Source organism: Halomonas sp. OfavH-34-E, from assembly GCF_024124525.1.
Classification (GTDB): domain Bacteria; phylum Pseudomonadota; class Gammaproteobacteria; order Pseudomonadales; family Halomonadaceae; genus Halomonas; species Halomonas litopenaei.
In genome coordinates this window covers 14,235-34,515 of record NZ_JAMXRY010000043.1, presented here as the reverse complement: position 1 = coordinate 34,515, position 20,281 = coordinate 14,235, and the positions used below count along the sequence as shown (strand labels likewise).

Genomic DNA, 20,281 nt, shown 5'->3' with positions numbered 1-20,281 from the left:
CGGCGCTACGCATCCGGCGCTCCCGGCGCATTCGGCAAGCTTACGCCAATCCCCACCCCACCCCCATCCAGATGCCCGCCTTCTCATGGAGCATGACGGTTACGCATCCCCCCTTGACAGCACGCTTGCGTTAGGCTCGTTGGCGCCTCAGGAGCGCCGTTCCAGCAAGACCCCGCACTCACAGTGATGGGTGAAGGGGAACTGGTCAAACAGAGCGAAACGAACGATGCGGTGCGTCCTGGTGAGCTGTTCGAGATTGACGGCCAGGGTGTCCGGATTGCATGAAATATAGACGATACGCGGGTATTCACTCAGTTGATCACAGCTGTCGGCGCCCAGACCGGCCCGCGGTGGGTCCACCAGCACTGTGGAGAAGTCATAGTCACCCAGGCACATCTCGTCCACTCGACGGCCTGCTTTCTCCCCTTTGAGCGCAGAAGAGAAGTCTTCGGCAGACATCCGCGCGACAAAGGCATTGGTCACCGCGTTGGCCTCGAGATTGACCCTGGCGCTTGCCACCGAGGTGCGCGAGATCTCGGTGGCCAGAACCCGGCGAAAATTCTCTGCCAGGGCGATGGTGAAGTTGCCGTTGCCGCAGTAGAGCTCGACCAGGTCCTGCTGCTGGCTGCCCGCGGTCACCTCCCGTGCCCAGGACAGCATGGAGGCGCAGATGCGCGCATTGGGCTGGGTAAAGCTGTTTTCCACCTGCTGGTAGTGCAGTACCTGTCCGTCCACCTCGAGACGTTCCCACACGTGGTCGCGGGTCAGCACCAGCCGCTGCTTGCGTGAGCGGCCGATGATCATCACCCCAAGCTCGCGCTCGAGTTCCCGGGCATCCCGCTCCCAGTCTTCTTCCAGCGGGCGGTGGTAGATCAGGCTGATCAACGTCTCACCCGCCAGGGTGGTCAGAAACTCCACCTGAAACAGCTTGCGCCGCATCACCGGGTTGTCACGGATGGCGTCGAGCAGCGCCGGCATCAGGGCATTGATGCGCTCGCTGGCCACCGCGAACTGGTCCATGCGTACCAGTCGCTTGTCGTCGGAGTCCTCGGGATTGACCTCGAACATCACATAGTAGAGATCGTCGCCCTCATGCCAGACGCGAAACTCGCAGCGTTGCCGGTAGTGACTCGGCGGTGACGGATACACCTCGAGCTCGGGCGGAGAAAACCGCGCAAACTGCTCGACCAGGCGATCACGCTTGGCGGCGAGCTGTTCGGCATAGCGTTCGGGTTCAACGACGGGTATGGCCACGGAAACTCCTGGAAAAACGATGAACAATAAACAAATGACGTGGGCGATGGCGGCGTGGTCAGCGCCGCTGCCGGACGGTGTACAAGAGGTGGGTCAAGCGCTGGGCACGTCCAGCAGGCAAGGGGCCGCAAAGCCGAAGGACGCAAGCCCTCGCGTCAGCCTTTCCGAGGCGTCCGTCGCACCTGACGAATCCCGCAATAGACTCGTGACCCAGGCCGCATCGAGGCCCTGTCGGGCATCCGGGCCCACCGCCACCTGGGCCGTCCGTCGGGCAATGGCGTCGCCGGAGTCTACCCAGGTGACGGCCCGCGGCATGGCCTCGTCGAGCCAGCGACGCAGCAAGGGAAAGTGGGTACAGCCCAGCACCACCGTATCGATACGGGCATCCTCCACAAGCGCTGCCAGCGCCTGGCGAACCACCGCAGGATCGATAGCGTGCCCCTGGATGGCGCGCTCCGCCTCGGCCACCAGAGCGTCGGCGGCCACCTTCTCGACCTGGCAGTGCGGCGCATAGCTGTCGATCAGCCGCTGGGTGTAGGGCCGGGCGACCGTTGCGCTGGTGGCCAGCAGTGCCAGATGCCCGCTGCGACTGGCCTGGGCGGCCGGCTTGATCGCCGGCACCGTGCCCACCACCGGCACGTCCAGGCGTTCGCGCAAGGCCTCCAGTGCCAGGGTGCTGGCGGTATTGCAGGCCACCACCAGGGTATCGGCACCGGTACGATTCACCGCCGCCTCGCACACCGCGACGATCCGCTCGACCAACCAAGGGTCCGGCCGCGTACCGTAGGGCAGCATGGCGTTGTCGCAGCAGTAGGCAAGCGCCGTATCGGGCAGATGGCGTCTGAGCGCCGCCACCACGGAAAGCCCGCCCACGCCGGAGTCGAACACCAGCACAGGTCCGGCCATCAAGCCTCCTCCCTGACGGGCAAAGCCCATGCCCACCGCCACTGCCGGACGGCGGGGAAATATCCCCCACGATCGGATCGGGCCGCCATCGAGGCCGACCGGAGACGGGGAAGGAGGAGGGGCAAGAGGCTGAGCAAGGGAAACGGCACCTGAATCAACATGGGCGCCATTCTACCCGACATTGGCGGACCTGCATAAGCGCAGCAAGGGCGCCCACGGATACGCCAGCGCGCCGAGGTGAGCGCAGACGTCATGCGGCCCGAACCGGAGTTCGGGCCGACGACGTGATGCTCGAGAAGCAAGGAACGAACGAGGGAAAAACCGATCAGGCGGGTACCGGCTCCTCGCGTAGCTCGGCATAGAGTTCAGGGTAAGCCGCCTGGAGTCGCTCAAGTTCGGCGGTGGCGTTCTCCGGCAGGGCGTGGGCCAGGCGATCGAGATCTTCGTCCGAGAAGTGCTCGCTGATCAGCGGGAAGAGTTCCTCACGCTCTTGGCGAAGGTAAGCACGGTGGCTGTCCAGGTACTGCTTGAGGTCATCGGCAAACTGGTCCATGGGGATGGCGACATCCATCAGGATCATGTCGATGTCACGGGACAGGCGCGTCAGCCGGGCCTTGAGCTTGCGGTAGTCGCCGGACAGCTGCTCGGCCACTGCCTCGCTTTCGGGGGCCAGCTCCTTGAGACGGTCGGTACAGATCTGCTCCAGGGGCAGGGTGAAACCCGCCATGTAGTCGAGAATATAGTCAACCACCTCCCTGACGAGCTGGAAGTTGGGCCGCTCTCCCTGCGCGAGGGTCTTTTGCTTGAGTTGCAGGACGTGCAGTATGCGCGCCATGTTGGCATGATCCCGTCGCAGTTGCTTTAGCATGGGCATGACGGAAACCTCCTGTGGTCAGCATGAGCTGAAGGCACCCTAGCTTAGACTGGCCTTCTCGGGTCAGGTTCCGGATCGTGCGGGAACCGGAATGTATCACCCTAGACGCATAATCGAGTTTTTGCCCGACGAAAATTGCCACATTCAGAAGGGTTGATTTCCTACACACCGCCTGAGCGTTGACGTCTGGCGCTCAATTCATTCTTCTCAGGAGTCGGCGATGGACATGTTCGAACAGGCCCACCAGGAAGACGCCGCGCCCCTGGCCTGGCGCATGCGCCCGAGGTCCCTGGACGACTACGTGGGCCAGCCGTCGCTGGTGGGGCCAGGCAAACCATTGCGGCGCATGGTAGAAGCCGGGCAGGTGCGCTCGATGATCCTGTGGGGGCCACCCGGCGTCGGCAAGACCACCCTGGCCGACATCCTCGCCAGCGCCTCCAGCGCACGGCTGGAGCGCTTGTCGGCGGTCATGGCCGGGGTCAAGGACATTCGCGAGGTGGTGGAGCGCGCCCGGGTGGCCCAGGGCCAGGGGCAGACCACGGTGCTGTTTCTCGACGAGATCCACCGCCTCAACAAGAGTCAGCAGGACGCCCTGCTGCCCCACGTCGAGTCGGGGCTCTTGACGCTGATCGGCGCCACCACCGAGAACCCCTCGTTCGAGGTCAATTCGGCGCTGTTGTCCCGAGCCCGTGTCCATGTGCTCAAGGCGCTGGACGAGGCCGCGCTGATCGAGGTCATGCGCCGCGCCCTGGCCGACCCCGAGCGCGGCCTTGGTCACCGCGACATCCGCGTCGAAGACGAGGTGCTGGCGATACTGGCGCGCGCCTCGGCCGGCGACGCCCGGCGCGCCCTGGGCCTTCTGGAGACCGCCTGCGACTTCACCCAGGCGGAAGGCGGTGCAGAGCGTCTGCCCCGCGAGGCGCTCGAGGACGTCATCGGCCACACTGCCAGCGCCTTCGACAAGCAAGGCGATCACTACTACGACCTGCTGTCGGCACTGCACAAGTCGGTACGCTCATCGCGCCCCGACGCCGCCCTTCTGTACATGGCCCGCTTTATCCAGGGCGGTGGCGATCCGCTGGACGTCATCCGTCGCCTGGCGGCCATCGCCTCGGAGGACGTCGGCAACGCCGACCCGCGTTGCCTGCCACTGGTCATGTCGGCCTGGGATGCCTACCTGCGTCTGGGCGACTACGAAGGCCAGCGCGCCATCGCCCACGCCGCCATCCACCTGGCGGTAGCGCCCAAGAGCAACGCCATCGACCAGGCCTGGAAGAAGGCCCAGGCCTTTGTCGCGGCCCAGCCGAGCCTGGAGGTGCCGACCTACCTGCGCAACGCACCGACCAAGCTGATGGCTTCCCTGGGCCACGGCGACGGCTACCGCTACGCCCACGCCGAGCCCAACGGCTACCCGGCGGGGTCGGCCCACGACTGCTGGCCCGAGGCAGTGCCGACCGAGCGCTTCTACCGCCCCACGGATCATGGCCAGGAAGAGCGTTTCGCTCGCATCATGGCCTGGCGGGCGCAGCTCGATGAGGCCGCAGATAGCGGATGAGATAGAAGCGGAGGTGGCAGCTCAGATACCACTTGAGAAAAACCATCTGTCTTCGACGTGGGAAGGAAATAGGCCGCTGCAGCACAACCAGGCATCGTAAGGAGCGAGCCAGGACCGCGACTACTGTGGGACTCAAGTGCCCATGGTGGGCACCCGATGCTCCGGAGGGACTGTCATGTCGGCCACCCAGCTACAGCAAGCTCGTCAGATCCTGGTACAGAACGCCCGTCATCCCAACCATCACGACGTGCTGCTGGCCTACGCCCGCCAGCAGGCGACACCCGCGGTACGTCGTGCGCTGTTCAAGCTGCTGTTCGGACCGAACTGAGGCCCACTGTCTGCCACATGTTGACCGCTCAGGCCGGCGCCTCTTGCCAGCTCTGAGCCGCCCACGGCGACCCAAAGGGACAAGTTCGCCGGCCACGTTGATCAGCCCTTGGGTGCGTCGCCCGGCTCAGCCGCCGACGGCGACTCCTGCTCCCAGCCGGGTTCGACGGGCCTTGGCTCGATAGCGGCGGCGTCTTCATCAGACTCGTGATGGTTCACCTCGAGCACGCCATCGTGGTAGCCGTCTTCATCGAAATAAGGCACGTACTGACCTTCCTCGGCTGGCGGCCCCACCATGGGCTCGGCCACGTCCACGTCCGGCACCACGTCGGACAGGTCTTCCATATGCTCGTGCTCCTTGGCGCCCGCCACCCACTCGTCGGTGACCACGAATTCCGCACCCACCGACGACAAGGGCGTCGCCGGGGAGAACGGCACCACCGGCACCGGCGCCGGACGCACCAGGCGACGCCAGGCGAAGAACAGCACCAGGGCGCCACCGAGGGCGCCGAAGGCCATGAACAGGGCGGTATCGCCAAGCGCCGCCATCACCGGGCTGACCAGAGGCGGACTGACCGAGGAGCCAAGCGCGCTGATCAGCAAAAGCCCCTGACTCATGGGCACCAGGGCGCCGGCGGGGGCACGGTCCGCCGAGTGGCTGACCGATACCGGATACAACGAGAAGACGCCACCGCCCAGCAGGAACAGCAGCGCGGCCAGCCCCCAGCTCGGCAACGGCAGCAGCAGCACCGCCAGCGAGATGGCCAGGCAGAACAGACCGATCAGGATCAGCACCAGCTGGCGGTCGTGACGATCCGACCAGCGGCCCACCGGATACTGCAGCAGCATGGCGCCGAGTACCGTTATCGCCATCAGTTGGCCGACCTCGGCCAGATCAAAGCCGGTACGCTGCAGATACAGCGGCATCAGGGCGTACACTGCGGCCGCCAGCATGCCGGAACCGAAGGCCCCCACCACCCCGGTGGGGGTGAGGATCATCAGGCGCAGCGGCGACAGCGGCTCGACCTTGTCGAGCAGTGGCGTGACCCGCGGAATCATCGCCATCGGCAGCACCGACAGCGAGGCCAGGGCACCGATGACCATGAAGGGGGCGGTTTCGCCCATATTCTGGGTGATGCCCAAAAGCAGCTGACCGAGCACACCTGAGCCGTACAGGGCGATCATGTACAGCGCCAGCAGACGCCCGCGCACCTTGGAGTCTCCGGAGGCCAGCAGCCAGCTCTCGATCACCAGGAAGACCCCGACCGTGGCCCAGCCACCGATCAGACGCAGCCCGAACCAGGCCACCGGATCCAGGATCAGCCCCTGCAGCAGCACCGTCACCGCCACCAGCGAGGCGAAGCTGCCGTAGGCACGAATATGGCCGATAGCGAGCAGCAGCCGGTCGTTGAACAGGGCACCCAGGCCAAGACCGATGAAGTAGGCGCCGGAGACCCAGCCGATGACCACCGGCGATTCACCGGCGGCGTCCAGGCGCAGGGTGATAAGCGAAGACAGAAAACCGTTGCCGATGCCCAGAATGAATAGCCCCAGAACGGGGGGCAGGGCCATGGCCAGAAGTTGGGGAGACATGAGGAGTCGGGCTCCAGCGATGCGGACGACGCGGACGGCGGCGGCGGGTGGGTGTTGATGTTTCGAGTCCGTCCGTCGCGGTGCGTATCGACGACTCTTGGGCGGCGAATATACCCCCCTTTTCGCGCCTGTCAATGTCTTTCGAAGGGCGTCACCCATGCATCTGTAACGCATTGTTGGTCAAGCATAAATCCGGCCTCAGTGACTCGTGTCACGGCGCATCAGAACCACATCGGCCGCGGGGAAGTCGACACTCATGCCAAGTGCCTCGGCCAACCAGCGAAAGCTCGTCTCGCTGAAGAACACCACATGGGTGGGATCACGAATATAGTGCCAGCGGGCAAAGTCCTCCGGCGTGCGCTTGGTCATCAGCCCCAGCCAGCCACCGGGTCGCAGTTGTCGGGCCAGCGCAAACAGCACCGGGCCGGGCGCGAACAGGTGCTCGACCACCTCGGTGGCGGTGATGAAGTCGTAATACCGCTTCAGGTTCTCCGGCGCGGGATGGTAGTAGGGATCATGGATCCGAGTGGCAAACCCCGCCTCCTCGAACATCAGCGACAGCGTCGGACCGGGCCCCGCACCGAAATCGAGCCCCTCGGCACCCGGCGACAGACGATCGCTCAGGGGATCAAACAGACGACCCAGAAAACGACGATAGCCGGGATCATCCGGGCGGTTGTCGTGCTGATCGTAGACCGCCTTCTCGGCCTGCGGTCCCAGGCGCTGCTCGGGAGGCACCGCCACCAGGTCACATACCGAGCAGCGAAAATAGTCGCGGCGCCCGTCCGCATGAAAGTGGTGCGTCGTCGGGTTTGCGCATAGCGGACAGCTTGGCATCGTCGTATTCTCTGGGACTTGGATCATTTGTGGAGAGAGGCATGCTGTCAGGTCTAGATCACCTGGTCATCACCGTGACCGATATTTCCCGCGCCGTGGACTTCTACACCCGCGTTCTGGGCCTGGACGTCCGCTATCGCGATACCGAGCGGGTCGACCTGATGCTCGGCGAGCTGGCCCTGCGCCTGCACTGGACCGCCACCGACGTGACCCCCAGGGCCGCCACCCCTACCCCAGGCAGCCTCGACGTCTGTTTCAAGAGCCATCTGCCGCTGGCTGAGGTGAAGGCTCACCTCGATGCCCTGTCGGTCGAGGTGGAACTGGGCCCCGTGGAACGTCAGGGTGCCACCGGCAAGATCGAGTCGCTGTATCTTCGCGACCCGGACGGCAACCTGCTGGAGATCAGCCGTCCGCTCAAACTGGAGTAACGTCGGTCGTCCCTGCGGGCCGCTTCGCCTGTCATGGCAATGCGGCACAGGCTGGGTATGATAACGGGGCCGTATGACATGCACCCAAGGGACCATGGATGAGCCAACACGACCTTACGCCTCAACGACCCACTGTCGAGCCTCCCTCACCTGGCGACACGCCCCCCGCCGACACCACCATGTCGCTGGTGGGCTACGCGCTGCTGCTGGCCAACCTGGTCACCGGCTTCACCGCGGTGATCGGGGTGATCATCGCCTACGTCTACCGTGGCAAGGGCCCCGAGTGGCTCGACGAGCACTATCGCTACCAGATCCGTACCTTCTGGATAGGCCTGCTCTACGGCATCGTGGCCTCGATCCTGACCTTGATCGTGATCGGCCTGCCGCTGCTGCTGGCCCTGGCGGTGTGGTTGATCGTGCGCTGCGTCAAAGGCTTCAAGGCACTGCAGGAAAAGCGCGCTCCGGACAATGTGGAAAGTTGGTTGATCTGATATGAACGTCCCCTGGCAACAGCGACTCCAGGCTACCGCGATATCACGCCTGTGGCGGATACTGTCGCGTCTGTCACCGACGACCCTGTGGCGACTCAGCGTCGCCCTGGTCAATGTGGCCTACCCCCTGCTCAAGCGCGAACGCGCGGTGACCAGGCTCAACCTGGAAGTGGTCTATCCCGACCTTACCGAGGCCCGTCGCGCCACCCTGGGGCGCGAAAGCCTCAAGCATTCCACCGCCACCATGCTGGAACTCGGCTTTGCCTGGCAGGGCGACCCCGACCGAGTGGCCGACAGCATCGTCGAGGTACATGGCCGCGAACTGCTGGATGATGCCCGCGCCGAGGGCAAGGGCGTGATCATCCTGGCGCCTCACTTCGGCAACTGGGAGGTGCTGAACTTCTGGCTGTCGAGCCACTTCCCCTTCACCGCCATGTACGAGCCGCCCAAGCTGGCACCGCTGGACCCGATCATCCGCGCCGGGCGCGAGCGCTGCGGCGCCAGCCTGGTGCCGACCAACCCCCGAGGCGTGGCGGCGCTGCTCAAGGCGCTCAAGCGATCCGAGGCCGTCGGCATCCTGCCCGATCAGGAACCCAGCTGGGGCAGCGGCGTTTTCGCGCCCTTCTTCGAGCGCCCCGCCTACACTGCCACCCTGTTGCCCAAGCTGGTGTCGCGCACCAATGCAAGGGTCGTGACCGGCGTCGCTCTGCGCCGTCCCGGGCGGGGCTTCGCGCTGTACTTCCTGGCCGCCGACGAGCGCGTCTACGATGAAGACGAGACCATCTCCTGCAGCGGGGTCAATGCCAGCATCGAGGCGGTGATCGCACTCGACCCGGCCCAGTACCAGTGGGAATACAAGCGCTACACCAAGACCCTGGAAGAACAACGTGGCGATCCCGACTTCCGCCGTTACCGCCTCTACAGCTCGAGGAACATGAAGTGACGACAGCGTCAGTGTCACCGCCGCCGGAGACCCGCGTCGGCCACGTCCTCTATCTGCTCTACCTGGCAGGGCTGGTGAGCGGATTCGTGACACTGTTGATCGCGCTGGTCGTCGCCTACGTCTATCGCACCGACGCCGCCCCCTGGCTGCGTGCCCACTACCAGTTTCTGATCAGCACCTTCTGGATCGGCCTGCTCTACATGGTCGCCGCGGTGGTACTGTCGGTGCTGATCATCGGCCTGGCACTGCCCCCACTGCTGGTCACCGCCTGGTTCGTGATCCGCTGCATCGTCGGCTGGCGTGCCCTGCACCAGCGCCTGCCGCCGCCCAGACCATCCAGCTGGCTGTGGTAGGCGCGGCAATGCCAGCACTAGGGCTTGTCTGAAAAGTGCCTGCGCTCGGTAATACGGCGTTAAAAATCGGCTGGTGCGCCAGCCCGGTCAAAATGCTCATTTACACCCCGTAAACTGCGCTTTCTCACCGATTTTTGCCTTGTCTAACCTTCGCTCGTCGACTTTTCGGACAGCGCCTAAGAATTTGCGACCACGGCCTATTCAAATAACGTACGAACACGCGCTAAAGCATCATCGACGACGTGATCCGGGGCAGACTCGACTCTGCGCGCTCCGCTCGCTTCAAGATCGACAGTCCTGATCTGATTGACCAGCACTACCCCCTGCGTACGGGTCCCGCTCAGAGGTACCGCAAAGCCTGCGTGGCGCGCGAAGTTGCCACCTTGGGTGATGGGTGCCACGACCACCGTACCAAAATGATTGAAAGCTATTGGCGTCAACACTAGCGCAGGGCGAAAGTCACCTCGCTGCTCGCGTCCTTCGGTCGGATTGAGGGGAACTCGCACAATATCGCCACGGCTATATTTGTCACGCTTCATTCTTCACGCCCTACCGGGGCCATTTCCTGCCAGGATGCCAGGTCTTCAGGCTCGGGAGCCTCGGGATCACAGCGTGCCAGCAATTCCTCCAGGGAATACTTTGGCTTTGACGCCACAGGCTTCAACACCAACCTGTGGGAAGTTTCCTCGACTTCCAGCAAATCCCCATCGCTGAGGCCCAGCTGTCGAAGCAATTCAACTGGCAACCTGATGGCGGCACTATTGCCCCACTTCTGAATCTTGAGTTCCATATCACTCCCCTCCTGTACGTATCTACACAGTAGATACGCGCTGCCTCGACCGCAAGCTCGTGCACCAACTTCGCCTGTTACCGCTCAGTAACCTGCCCACCCCAACGCCGTCGCCAATCGGCGACACGGAACCCGAATTAGCACAAACCCTCAAATGCACTCGAATGACATCTATTGCAACTTTTGTCTCGGCCAATAGGCTAGATTAAAGGCTGGCTCGATTTGGCATAGAAAGTGGCATAGAAAGTGGCATAGAAAGTCGCATAGAACATGCCATCGATGTGAACGGCAGAAGGATCCCCTACACCCCCAGCGGGCGAACCCGAGCCACCGGGCGTTCGTCCGCTCGCAAGGAGAGCGCACTTGGACACGGCAATATCTCGAGCACGACACACCCTTGCGCCGCGGCGACCTGGCTCGCGCAACCTGGCGCTCGCCTTCGTCGGCGTCATCACCAGCGCCGCATTGACGACGCCGGCCATGGCCGTCGAGACCGGCGCGCTGTTCGAACAGGTCACGAACCGGGCCAAGGAACTGGCCGCGTCCCCCTATGAAGAGGCCTCGGCCGAGCTGCCCGAGGCCCTCACCGAGATGGACTACGATCGCTACCGACAGATTCGCTACCGCGATGAGCGGGCACTGTGGAAGGATGATGGCGATTTCGAGGTAGAGCTCTTCCACCCAGGCTTTCTGTATGACCAGCCGGTGGATATCCACCTGCTGGAGGATGGCGAGGTACGCTCGCTGCCCTTCGAGCCTGAGCGCTTTCGCTACGACGACGATGCCGCCGACCTCGCCGAGCTCGACCTGAGTGGGCTCGGCTATGCCGGCTTTCGCCTCCACTACCCGCTCAACCGCGCCGACTACAAGGATGAGTTCGCGGTATTTCTCGGCGCGTCCTACTTCCGTCTGGTCGGCCGCGACCAGGGCTACGGCCTATCGGCCCGTGGCCTGGCCATCGACACCGCCCTGCCCCAAGGCGAGGAGTTTCCCGCCTTTCGTGAATACTGGCTGGTCAAGCCGCAGCCCGGCGATACCCACATGACGGTGCTGGCGCTGCTGGACAGCCCGTCTCTGGCCGGCGCCTACCGCTTCGACATCGCCCCGGGCAAGCGCACCCAGGTCGACACCGAGGCACGCCTGTTTGCCAGGGAAGACGTCGAGAAGCTCGGCGTCGCACCGCTGACCAGCATGTTCCTGCATGGCGAAATGGATCGCCGCCAGGAAGACGACTACCGCATCCGGGTACATGACTCCAGCGGCCTGCTGATGGCCACCAGCACCGGCGAGTGGACCTGGCGCGTGCTGGAAAACCCCGAAAGCCTCCAGATCTCCGGGCTGCAGGACACCTCGCCCAAGGGCTATGGCCTGGTCCAGCGGCCCCAGCACTTCAACGCCTACCTGGACATGGAGGCCCGCTACGAGCGTCGCCCCAGTCAGTGGGTCGAACCCCAGGGCGAGTGGGGTGAAGGCCACGTCGAGCTGGTGGAGATCCCCACCGACAGCGAGGCCCACGACAACATCACCGCCTACTGGGTGCCCGCCAACCCGCTGATGGCCGGCGACTCCCGCACCTACCGCTATCGTACCTGGACCTTCGGCGACACCCCCACGGCCGAACCGCTGGCTCGTGTGGTGCGTTCGCGCCAGGGCTGGGGCGGTGTGCCGGGACAGAGCGATCCCCCCGACGAGCGCCTGCGCCAGTTCATCATCGACTTCCGCGGCGGTGAGCTCGAGGGACTCGATGCCAGCCAACCGGTCGAGATGACCCTGACCACCTCCAGCGGCGAGACCGCCGAGGCCAAGGTCACACCGCTGCCCGACAACGACACCTGGCGCGCCAGCTTCACGCTGCTGCCCGACGGCGACCAGCCCGCTGATATCCGCCTGACCCTCATGCTTCGTGGCGAGCGCCTGAGCGAAACCTGGAACAGCATCTGGAGCCCCTGATGAACGCCCATACTCCCGAGGTACCCTGGCCACGCCTGCGACGTCTTGGCGTCGGCCTGGCCATTGCCGCCACCACGGCGCTGGGGGTCTGGACCATGTTCAGGATCCTCTACGTGGAGGGCATCAGTCCGCTCGAGATGGCGATCATCGGCCTGTTCGCGATCACCTTCGGCTGGATCACCATGGCCTTCTGGAGCGCGCTGATCGGCTTCGTGCTCAACCTGACCGGGCGTGACCCGCTGAGCCTGAAGCCGCGCCATTCCTATCCCATGCGGCCCGAAGGCTCCCACTCCCGCACCGCCCTGGTGATGCCGATCCACAACGAGGACGTGCTGCGAGTCGCCGCCGGACTCGAGGCCACCTGCAAGGATCTGGATGACCTGCCGCAAGGCATCGAGGTGGAAGCCTTCGTGCTCAGCGACAGCACCGACGACGAGGTGGTGGCCGAGGAAAAGGCCGCCATGGCCGAGCTGCAGAAGCGCCTGGAAGGCCACTGCCAAATGCACTACCGCCACCGTGACAGTAACGTCGGGCGCAAGGCAGGCAATCTGGGCGACTTCTGCACCCGTTGGGGCAGCCACTACGACTACATGCTGGTGATCGACGCCGACAGCCTGATGAGCGGCACCACCGTCATCGAGCTGATCGACGAGATGATGGCCAACCCGCGCCTTGGCCTGTTGCAGACGGTGCCGATTCCGGTGCGCCAGGACAGCCTGTTCGGCCGCGCCAACCAGTTCGCTGCTGCACTCTACTCGCCGATGCTGGCCAGCGGTCTGAGCTTCTGGCACGCCACCGCGGCCAACTACTTCGGCCACAACGCCATCATTCGCGTGGACGCCTTCACCGATGCCTGTGGCCTGCCGGAGCTGCCCGGCAAGCCACCGCTGGGTGGCGATATCCTGAGCCACGACTTCGTCGAGGCGGCGCTGCTGCGCCGTGCCGGCTGGCAGGTGCGCATGCGCACCGACCTGGGCGGCAGCTTCGAAGAGATGCCGAGTCATATCCTCGACTACGCCAAGCGCGACCGGCGCTGGGTTCAGGGCAATCTGCAGCATATGCGCCTGCTCGGCGGGCGCGGACTGCACGTGCTCAGCCGTCTGCACTTCTTCTTCGGTGCCCTCGCCTACCTGTCGTCGCTGGTGTGGCTGGCGATCCTGGTGATCAGCACCATCGACGCCCTGATCCGGGCGCTGGTGCCGACCAACTTCTTCACCTCGAGTTCGCAGCTGTTTCCCGACTGGCCGATCGCCCCACCCAACCTGATCATGCCGCTGCTGATCGGCACCCTGGGCATGCTGCTGATGCCCAAGGTGCTAGGGCTGGTGCTGGGGCTGATCCAGAACCCACAGGCCTATGGCGGACGGGCCCGGCTCGTCGCCAGCATGCTGCTGGAGACGCTGTTTGCCATGCTCATCGCGCCCTTGATGATGGTGTTCCACAGTCGTTTCGTGATTCAGGTACTGAGCGGCCGCACCGTGGCCTGGGATCCACAGTCCCGCGAGGGCCGCGCCCTGCCCTGGAAGGAAGCCTTTCGCCACACCTGGCTATGGTCACTGATCGGCGCCTTGTGGGCGCTGGTGACCTGGGCCTTCACCCCGAGCTTCTTCATCTGGCTGACGCCGGTGTGGCTCGGCCTGGTGATGGCCGCTCCGCTGGTCCGCTGGAGCTCCAGCCTGAGCATCGGCCGGGCCCTGAGGCGCGCCGGCCTGTTGCTGGTCCCGAGCGAGACCCGCCCCCCGGCGGTGGTAGGCGAGCTTCGCGTCGCCGAGGCACCACCGCCGCCGGCGACCCCGGCCGAGCCGCCACGGGAAGTCCCCCGCGAGATGCCGGTGCAGTCCTTTCGCGAGCACGGCACGGAATCGGCGCCGGAGGTCTCCGGCGAGAAGCCCGTCGACTGAGCCGGTGCCGTGGCACAGCGTTGTGTCCTCCCCCTCCTTTTGCATCATCCGGAGGGGGAATCCCAGCGGACTACTACACGTCAAGCATAGTAGCGTGATCCATGATTCATCTGTTTGCCGCTGTCTGGTGGTAACGCTTTGCTCTACAAAGAGCGTTCTCCAGCTCCGGATAACACACATCCGCCAGGAAAACCCTTTGTCAATCTCTACTTAAAAAGCAGGATAGCCACTTTTTCCCGAACTCTTCGTTCATATGCCTGATATCATGGTCTGGATGCGCTTCCTCATCCATGGCATCCCCTACAGGCAATCTTTTACTTCCCTTCGAGAGCTCCCGCTCCGTAAAACATCCGTTGACGATGGTATCAGCAGGCTGAGCGATCAACTCGGCATTGCATTTATCATACACTTCATCGTTCATCAACTTTATTCCGGACAGGTAGCTTTCCGGAGGATAACTTCTATCATCACCTTTCTTCCGAATAGGCAGGGGATTATGTCCAACATATATCTTTTTATTGGTCACGCTCCTGATCATTTCCATGATCTTCCAGGACGTCGTACCCTTGACACTATCCAGCACGGTTTGCTTTATTACTGCTGATGAAAAAAATTTTCCAGGTTCGACAAAAAAAACTTCCATCTGAAGTCCGTAAATCAAGAATAGATCATATTCAACGATATCAATCTCACTCTTGCCACCCGATGTATAGGTGATGGTCCTCTTTAATCTATCTGTTTTTGGAACCAGTTTATTATCGATGAGAAACAGTCCACCCAAGCCATTACTTCTAGCGGTAAAGAAGACAAGATTATATTCTTGATGCCACTCTGGCATCAGGTCCCAGGCTCTTTTCAAAGCACCAACGTGGCTATTGCCCAGCACACAAATATTTTTCTTCATTCCTTACCTCCAAAGGCGTCGAAGATCTCTTCTTCGCAAACCAGATCATTCATTTTCTTTACGCTACCTACCCTCTTGTTTTGTTTTCCGAAAATCTCAGCGCCAAACTTTTTCCTCAGAGAAGAAAAAAAATGATTCATCACAAAATCGACACCGTGGGGGTTAACACTTCGTTGATTGGGTTCGAAAAACACCCCCTTGAAAACCGGGCTGTTGATTATTTCATACGAAGGAAAATAATCCACATAATTACAACCTCTAGAAATCTGCCCAGCCACGGCACGCAACACTGACTTGGATTCCATTGTAGCGACGATCACGTTGTTCCTGGAGTTTGTCGCTACCAAAGGAACAGGGGAAACTGTCAATATAAAGCGTAACTCAGGATTCTCATGACGCATTATTTCTATGGCATCTCGCAGATCATTCATCACAGAGGGATACATCTGATTCTTGAACGCATGGATACCTTTCAGGTAGGTCCCTGCTGAAGTCCCGGGACACATCGGATACTCGTAGCCGTATTCCGAATTGAACCAGCTTTCAGTCAACCCTAAGGTGAAGACAAAGAAGTCTGATGAGAAGATGCATTCCCTAAACGCTTTTATTGTCTCCTCTCGAGAGAGCATTAACTCTTCTTTACTACAGAAACCCTCTGGTTCCACCACGGGGCGAAAGGGATCATAGAACCTTCCGTTCTTTTCCCAAATCTCCTCAGGCGGCTCTTTTATCCCTGTTGCCCACTCTACCCACTGCTTCAACAATGAGGTGGTGTATATATTCCCGGTTCTTGCCGAAAATATATTGTAATTGTATTTTTTTGCATTTTCCTGCGAGAGCCCCCTAGGTGGAGTTTCTGTCGAGACCCAGTTGAACCCTCTGCTATCAAGAGCGTTTCCAATATGTTGCGCAAAGCAGGAACCGAAGGTAACCACCCTACTATCCTTTGTGATCTTGAACTTTGGAGACCACAAATTGGATATGTCAAAAATCGACTTTTCTGATACAGCTTTTTTCCAGAAGGCACGGTCTGGAAGTGTCGAATATGGATTCATATTAATCACCTCAAACATAATATATAACATCGGTCGTGAACGAACAAAATTGATAACGTCTATCTTAAATCACACATTACCACGACGAATAGGAGTGTTTACGCCAACACTGGCATCTCGTCTTCCTTTCTAAAATATTTGCATAAAAAAAGATAGGCGAAATATTTGTCTATTGTGTTGAGAAACGAGCACTGACAACGGCCCCGGAGCCCTTCATAGAACCTTTCCCATGCACCATTTCCCTGCCCCACGGGTGGTTCAAAAGAGAACAAAGCAAGCATTTTTAGCTTCCATGAAAACTCGGCGAACCAATGCTTCCCATAAAGACGGGACCAACACACCTGTCACTTTCTGCCCTTCTTCACAAAGGAGTCATCAAGCGCACAACGACTGTCAGAATATCGATAAAACAAACGTACTTTTTTCACTCTAGATTCTCTCACATATTCTCTATCAGGCAGCCGCAAAACACGCAAATACAATCCAGAGAACATCCAAGAAAAACCACGCAAATATCCCTTTAAATAACAACAAAATCGTCGAAACTTTGTCGAATTGATCAATCAGGACTCTACTTCGCCACTTTTCCTCAATCGGATAAAATGCATTCTCAACCATGCGGAAACTTCTCCAGATATCTGGGCAGTTGCACTCTCGCGATATCGTGGAAACCTCCTCCCCCCAGCGGCGTATCTACTGATCGGGATCGGTTCTTGCCAAGCCGAGGTGGACTCCCTTCGAGGTCATGCTAGACTCGATCCAGACTCGCTTGACGGGGTGCCGGTGAATCCGGCTGAGATGGCGCAGGGCCAGGGTGACGAATCACCGGCCGCCAGCGCCGATCCCGTGGAACCTGATCCGGGTGCGGTGTGGCTTCACACCTTGAACCGGCGTAGGGAATCAGGCGGTGGTGACAGCCCCTGCGCGCGCACCTCCCTCCTTTCTCGTCGCCGTGTCCTCAGCCGCCGCACTCCGGATCCGCACCAACCGGAGGCAACATGGGCTACCGCTTTACCGATCTTGTCGACGCCTGCCGCGATGACTGGCACGCCTACATCGAACACGACTTCGTGCTCGCCCTTGGCCGTGGTGAACTGGCTGACGCCAGCTTCCGTCACTACCTCAAGCAGGACTATCTGTTTCTGCTGCAGTTCTCCCGGGCCTACGCCCTGGCGGCCTACAAGAGCCACAGCCTCGACGAGCTGCGCGGCGCCTTCGACGGCATGAAGACCATCCTCGATGTGGAACTCGGCCTGCATCTCGCCTTCTGCCGTGACTGGGGCATCGGCGAGGCCGAACTCGCCGAGCTGCCCGAAGCTCGCGCTACCCTGGCCTATACCCGCTACGTGCTGGACGCCGGCAGCCGCGGCGACCTCCTGGACCTGCACGTGGCGCTGGCCCCCTGCATGGTCGGCTACGCCGATATCGCGAGAACGCTCAACGCCCGTTCGGACACCCTGCGCGGTGCAGACAATCCCTTCGACACCTGGATCGCCATGTACGAAAGCGACGACTTCCAGGCCGCCGCACGCCAGGAGCAGGCCTGGCTCGACGATCAGCTGGCCCAGGTATCCGGCGAGCGCTTTGCGCGACTGTCACGGATATTCGCCGACGCGACACGACTCGAGATCGACTTCTGGCAGATGGGGCTCGATCTAAGCGACTAACACAATAAGCACCACGCTTGACGGGGGGCCGCCAGAGGCGGCTGAGATCATGCAGCGCATGGGACCCGTTGAACCTGATCTGGGGGTAACCCCGATGCCATGGCATCGCGGTGAGGACCAGCGTAGGGATCAAGCGCTCACGGCCCAGGCCACGACGCCCCCTCCTTCCTCACGCGATGCACACAACAACGCCAGCACCCAGTGCCGTGAGAAGGACAAGCCAATGCCGCTCGATCAACCCGTTTCCGCAAACAAACCCCGCCATAGCGCGCACTTCCTGGCCGAGACCGCCCAGGTCGACCAGGCCGCAGTTACGCCCCTGCCGGGTTCGCGCAAGGTCTATGTAAAGGGCTCCCGCGACGACCTGCGGGTGCCGTTTCGCGAGATTTCGCTGTCAGCGACCCGCACCTCCGGGGCCGACGAGGCCAATCCGCCGCTCTTGGTCTACGACACCTCCGGCCCCTACACCGATCCCCAGGTCGAGGTCGACCTGCGTCGCGGGCTTGCCGAGTTGCGCCGGCCCTGGATCGAGGAGCGCGACGACACCGAATGGCTCGATGGCCCGACCTCGGACTACGGTCGCCGACGTGCCAACGACCCGACGCTCGCTCCGCTGCGCTTCGAACTGACTCGTACGCCGCGCCGCGCACGTCGTGGCGCCGATGGCCGCGCCGGCAATGTTACCCAGCTGCACTACGCCCGCCGCGGCATCATCACCCCGGAGATGGAGTTCATCGCCATCCGCGAGAACCAGCGTCGACAGGCCCTGGCCGATGGCTATCGAGGCAGCGATGAGGTCGAGCGCATCCTTGACCACCAGCATCCCGGGCAGGGCTTCGGCGCCCGTCTTCCCGAGGAGATCACCCCAGAGTTCGTGCGCCAGGAAGTCGCCGCCGGGCGCGCCATCATCCCCGCCAACATCAACCACCCGGAAGCCGAGCCGATGATCATCGGGCGCAACTTCCTGGTGAAGATCAATGGCAATCTGGGCAACTCGGCGGTGACCTCCTCCATCGAGCAAGAGGTCGAGAAGATGACCTGGGGCATCCGCTGGGGCGCCGATACCATCATGGATCTGTCCACTGGCCAGAACATCCACGAAACCCGCGAGTGGATCATCCGCAACTCGCCGGTACCGATCGGCACGGTGCCGCTCTATCAGGCGCTGGAGAAGGTCAAGGGCGTGGCCGAGGACCTCACCTGGGAGGTGTTCCGCGACACCCTGATCGAGCAGGCCGAACAGGGCGTGGACTACTTCACCATCCACGCAGGCGTGCTGCTGCGCTACGTGCCGCTGACCGCCAACCGGGTCACCGGCATCGTCTCCCGCGGTGGCTCGATCATGGCCAAGTGGTGCCTTTACCATCACCAGGAAAGCTTCCTCTACACCCACTTCGAGGAAATCTGCGAGATCTGCAAGCAGTACGACGTGGCCTTCTCGCTGGGCGATGGCCTGCGTCCGGGCTCGGTGGCCGACGCCAACGACGAGGCCCAGATGGCGGAGCTCAAGACCCTGGGTGAGCTGACCCATATCGCCTGGAAGCACGACGTCCAGGTGATGATCGAAGGCCCCGGCCACGTGCCCATGCACCTGGTCAAGGAGAACATGGACAAGCAGCTCGAGTACTGCGACGAGGCGCCCTTCTATACCCTTGGGCCACTGGTGACCGATATCGCCCCGGGCTACGACCACATCACCTCGGGCATCGGAGCGGCGATGATCGGCTGGTACGGCTGCGCCATGCTGTGCTACGTCACCCCCAAGGAACACCTGGGCCTGCCCGACAAGGACGACGTCAAGACCGGCATCATCACCTACAAGATTGCCGCCCACGCCGCCGACCTGGCCAAGGGGCATCCCGGCGCCCAGCGCCGCGACAACGCCCTGTCCAAGGCGCGTTTCGAGTTCCGCTGGGAGGACCAGTTCAACCTGGGCCTCGACCCTGACACCGCCCGCGCCTATCACGACGAGACGCTGCCCAAGGACTCCGCCAAGGTGGCCCACTTCTGCTCCATGTGCGGCCCCAAGTTCTGTTCCATGAAGATCAGCCAGGAGGTCCGCGACTACGCCCGCGACAACGGCCTGGAGGGTGACGGCGACGCCGTCATGGCCGGCATGGAGGAGCGCGCCCGGGTCTTCCGTGAACAAGGCGCTGAGCTGTACAAGGAGGTTTGAACAAGGAGGTCTGAGACAAGCCATTCCCCGGCGCATCCCCGGGCAGCGTTCGACTGCTCGGGGATGCAAGTCTTGTACGCCCGGTTCCAGTTCTGCCGCACAAAGTTAGACAAAAGTCTAATCCGAAGATTCATGCACTTGACGCTCATCACGGCTTCGTCGGATCCACCAGCAAAGCCGTTCGACTACCTCCCCAGGCCAATTATTCGCGCCCCGGGGCGGTGCTAGATTCGCCGCCATCCCACGCATTCTCGCCTCACCAAGGCGTCTTTTCTGG

Annotated in this window: 19 protein-coding genes and 2 riboswitches; of the genes, 10 read left to right on the top strand and 9 right to left on the bottom strand. The window is 62.0% G+C overall.

From position 1 onward, the window contains the following. Window positions 1–147: 147 nt before the first annotated feature. From trmA to NH448_RS17215, 3 genes are all read right to left on the bottom strand, one after another. A complete protein-coding gene (gene trmA / locus NH448_RS17225) occupies window positions 148–1,254 on the bottom strand; it encodes a tRNA (uridine(54)-C5)-methyltransferase TrmA (RefSeq protein ID WP_253029113.1) in 1,107 nt (368 codons plus the stop codon). A gap of 93 nt (window positions 1,255–1,347) precedes the next feature. Continuing rightward, entirely contained in the window at window positions 1,348–2,160 is an 813-nt protein-coding gene (gene murI, locus NH448_RS17220) for a glutamate racemase (RefSeq protein ID WP_045994899.1), read from the bottom strand. 325 nt (window positions 2,161–2,485) lie between these two features. Next, the gene (locus tag NH448_RS17215) at window positions 2,486–3,028 is read right to left on the bottom strand and encodes a hemerythrin domain-containing protein (RefSeq protein WP_045994910.1); all 543 of its coding nucleotides are present in this window, start codon (window positions 3,026–3,028) and stop codon (window positions 2,486–2,488) included. 226 nt (window positions 3,029–3,254) lie between these two features. On the opposite strand from NH448_RS17215, the gene NH448_RS17210 reads away from it, so the two are divergent. Together NH448_RS17210 and NH448_RS17205 are read left to right on the top strand one after the other, a co-directional pair. After that, entirely contained in the window at window positions 3,255–4,589 is a 1,335-nt protein-coding gene (locus NH448_RS17210; protein WP_045994901.1) for a replication-associated recombination protein A, read from the top strand. Window positions 4,590–4,764: 175 nt separating this feature from the next. Continuing rightward, window positions 4,765–4,917 carry a hypothetical protein gene (locus tag NH448_RS17205; protein ID WP_156088597.1) on the top strand — a complete coding sequence of 51 codons (153 nt, stop codon included), beginning with the start codon at window positions 4,765–4,767 and terminating at the stop codon, window positions 4,915–4,917. Window positions 4,918–5,018: 101 nt separating this feature from the next. Here NH448_RS17205 and NH448_RS17200 read toward each other — a convergent pair whose 3' ends face one another. Continuing rightward, window positions 5,019–6,509, bottom strand: a complete 1,491-nt coding sequence (locus NH448_RS17200; RefSeq protein WP_083970655.1) for an MFS transporter — start codon at window positions 6,507–6,509, stop codon at window positions 5,019–5,021. A 198-nt stretch (window positions 6,510–6,707) separates the two neighbouring features. Beyond that, window positions 6,708–7,346, bottom strand: a complete 639-nt coding sequence (locus NH448_RS17195; RefSeq protein WP_045994902.1) for a class I SAM-dependent methyltransferase — start codon at window positions 7,344–7,346, stop codon at window positions 6,708–6,710. 41 nt (window positions 7,347–7,387) lie between these two features. Here NH448_RS17195 and NH448_RS17190 point away from each other — a divergent pair, with 41 nt between their 5' ends. The 4 genes from NH448_RS17190 (at window position 7,388) to NH448_RS17175 (ending at window position 9,561) form a co-directional block, all read left to right on the top strand. Next, on the top strand, window positions 7,388–7,774 hold the full coding sequence (locus NH448_RS17190; RefSeq protein WP_045994903.1) for a VOC family protein: 387 nt from the start codon (window positions 7,388–7,390) through the stop codon (window positions 7,772–7,774). A gap of 179 nt (window positions 7,775–7,953) precedes the next feature. Next, on the top strand, window positions 7,954–8,265 hold the full coding sequence (locus NH448_RS17185; RefSeq protein ID WP_231498521.1) for a DUF4870 domain-containing protein: 312 nt from the start codon (window positions 7,954–7,956) through the stop codon (window positions 8,263–8,265). A 1-nt stretch (window position 8,266) separates the two neighbouring features. Next, window positions 8,267–9,208 (top strand): lysophospholipid acyltransferase family protein, encoded by a 942-nt coding sequence (locus NH448_RS17180; RefSeq protein WP_045994905.1) that lies wholly within the window; start codon window positions 8,267–8,269, stop codon window positions 9,206–9,208. Beyond that, entirely contained in the window at window positions 9,205–9,561 is a 357-nt protein-coding gene (locus NH448_RS17175) for a hypothetical protein (RefSeq protein WP_231498501.1), read from the top strand. Before NH448_RS17180 ends, NH448_RS17175 begins: the two co-directional genes overlap by 4 nt. A gap of 197 nt (window positions 9,562–9,758) precedes the next feature. Here NH448_RS17175 and NH448_RS17170 read toward each other — a convergent pair whose 3' ends face one another. After that, the gene (locus NH448_RS17170) at window positions 9,759–10,100 is read right to left on the bottom strand and encodes a type II toxin-antitoxin system ChpB family toxin (protein WP_083970281.1); all 342 of its coding nucleotides are present in this window, start codon (window positions 10,098–10,100) and stop codon (window positions 9,759–9,761) included. Further along, the gene (locus NH448_RS17165) at window positions 10,097–10,351 is read right to left on the bottom strand and encodes an AbrB/MazE/SpoVT family DNA-binding domain-containing protein (protein ID WP_045991958.1); all 255 of its coding nucleotides are present in this window, start codon (window positions 10,349–10,351) and stop codon (window positions 10,097–10,099) included. Before NH448_RS17165 ends, NH448_RS17170 begins: the two co-directional genes overlap by 4 nt. A gap of 363 nt (window positions 10,352–10,714) precedes the next feature. Between NH448_RS17165 and NH448_RS17160 the strand changes: the two genes are divergently transcribed. Both NH448_RS17160 and mdoH read left to right on the top strand, forming a co-directional pair. Further along, window positions 10,715–12,301 carry a glucan biosynthesis protein gene (locus tag NH448_RS17160; protein ID WP_239452519.1) on the top strand — a complete coding sequence of 529 codons (1,587 nt, stop codon included), beginning with the start codon at window positions 10,715–10,717 and terminating at the stop codon, window positions 12,299–12,301. Continuing rightward, entirely contained in the window at window positions 12,301–14,202 is a 1,902-nt protein-coding gene (gene mdoH / locus NH448_RS17155; protein ID WP_253029112.1) for a glucans biosynthesis glucosyltransferase MdoH, read from the top strand. The genes NH448_RS17160 and mdoH overlap by 1 nt, the downstream gene beginning before the upstream one ends. A 199-nt stretch (window positions 14,203–14,401) precedes the next feature. Here mdoH and NH448_RS17150 read toward each other — a convergent pair whose 3' ends face one another. Together NH448_RS17150 and NH448_RS17145 are read right to left on the bottom strand one after the other, a co-directional pair. Continuing rightward, the gene (locus NH448_RS17150; RefSeq protein WP_124802452.1) at window positions 14,402–15,106 is read right to left on the bottom strand and encodes a hypothetical protein; all 705 of its coding nucleotides are present in this window, start codon (window positions 15,104–15,106) and stop codon (window positions 14,402–14,404) included. Further along, window positions 15,103–16,161, bottom strand: a complete 1,059-nt coding sequence (locus NH448_RS17145; RefSeq protein ID WP_124802454.1) for a GSCFA domain-containing protein — start codon at window positions 16,159–16,161, stop codon at window positions 15,103–15,105. The genes NH448_RS17150 and NH448_RS17145 overlap by 4 nt, the downstream gene beginning before the upstream one ends. Before the next feature lie 763 nt (window positions 16,162–16,924). Continuing rightward, window positions 16,925–17,078, top strand: a riboswitch (TPP riboswitch). 81 nt (window positions 17,079–17,159) lie between these two features. Here NH448_RS17145 and tenA point away from each other — a divergent pair. Together tenA and thiC are read left to right on the top strand one after the other, a co-directional pair. Then, on the top strand, window positions 17,160–17,828 hold the full coding sequence (tenA, locus tag NH448_RS17140; protein ID WP_045991955.1) for a thiaminase II: 669 nt from the start codon (window positions 17,160–17,162) through the stop codon (window positions 17,826–17,828). Window positions 17,829–17,839: 11 nt separating this feature from the next. Further along, window positions 17,840–17,974: riboswitch (TPP riboswitch) on the top strand. 77 nt (window positions 17,975–18,051) lie between these two features. After that, window positions 18,052–20,004 (top strand): phosphomethylpyrimidine synthase ThiC, encoded by a 1,953-nt coding sequence (thiC, locus tag NH448_RS17135; RefSeq protein WP_045991954.1) that lies wholly within the window; start codon window positions 18,052–18,054, stop codon window positions 20,002–20,004. Window positions 20,005–20,281: the final 277 nt, after the last annotated feature.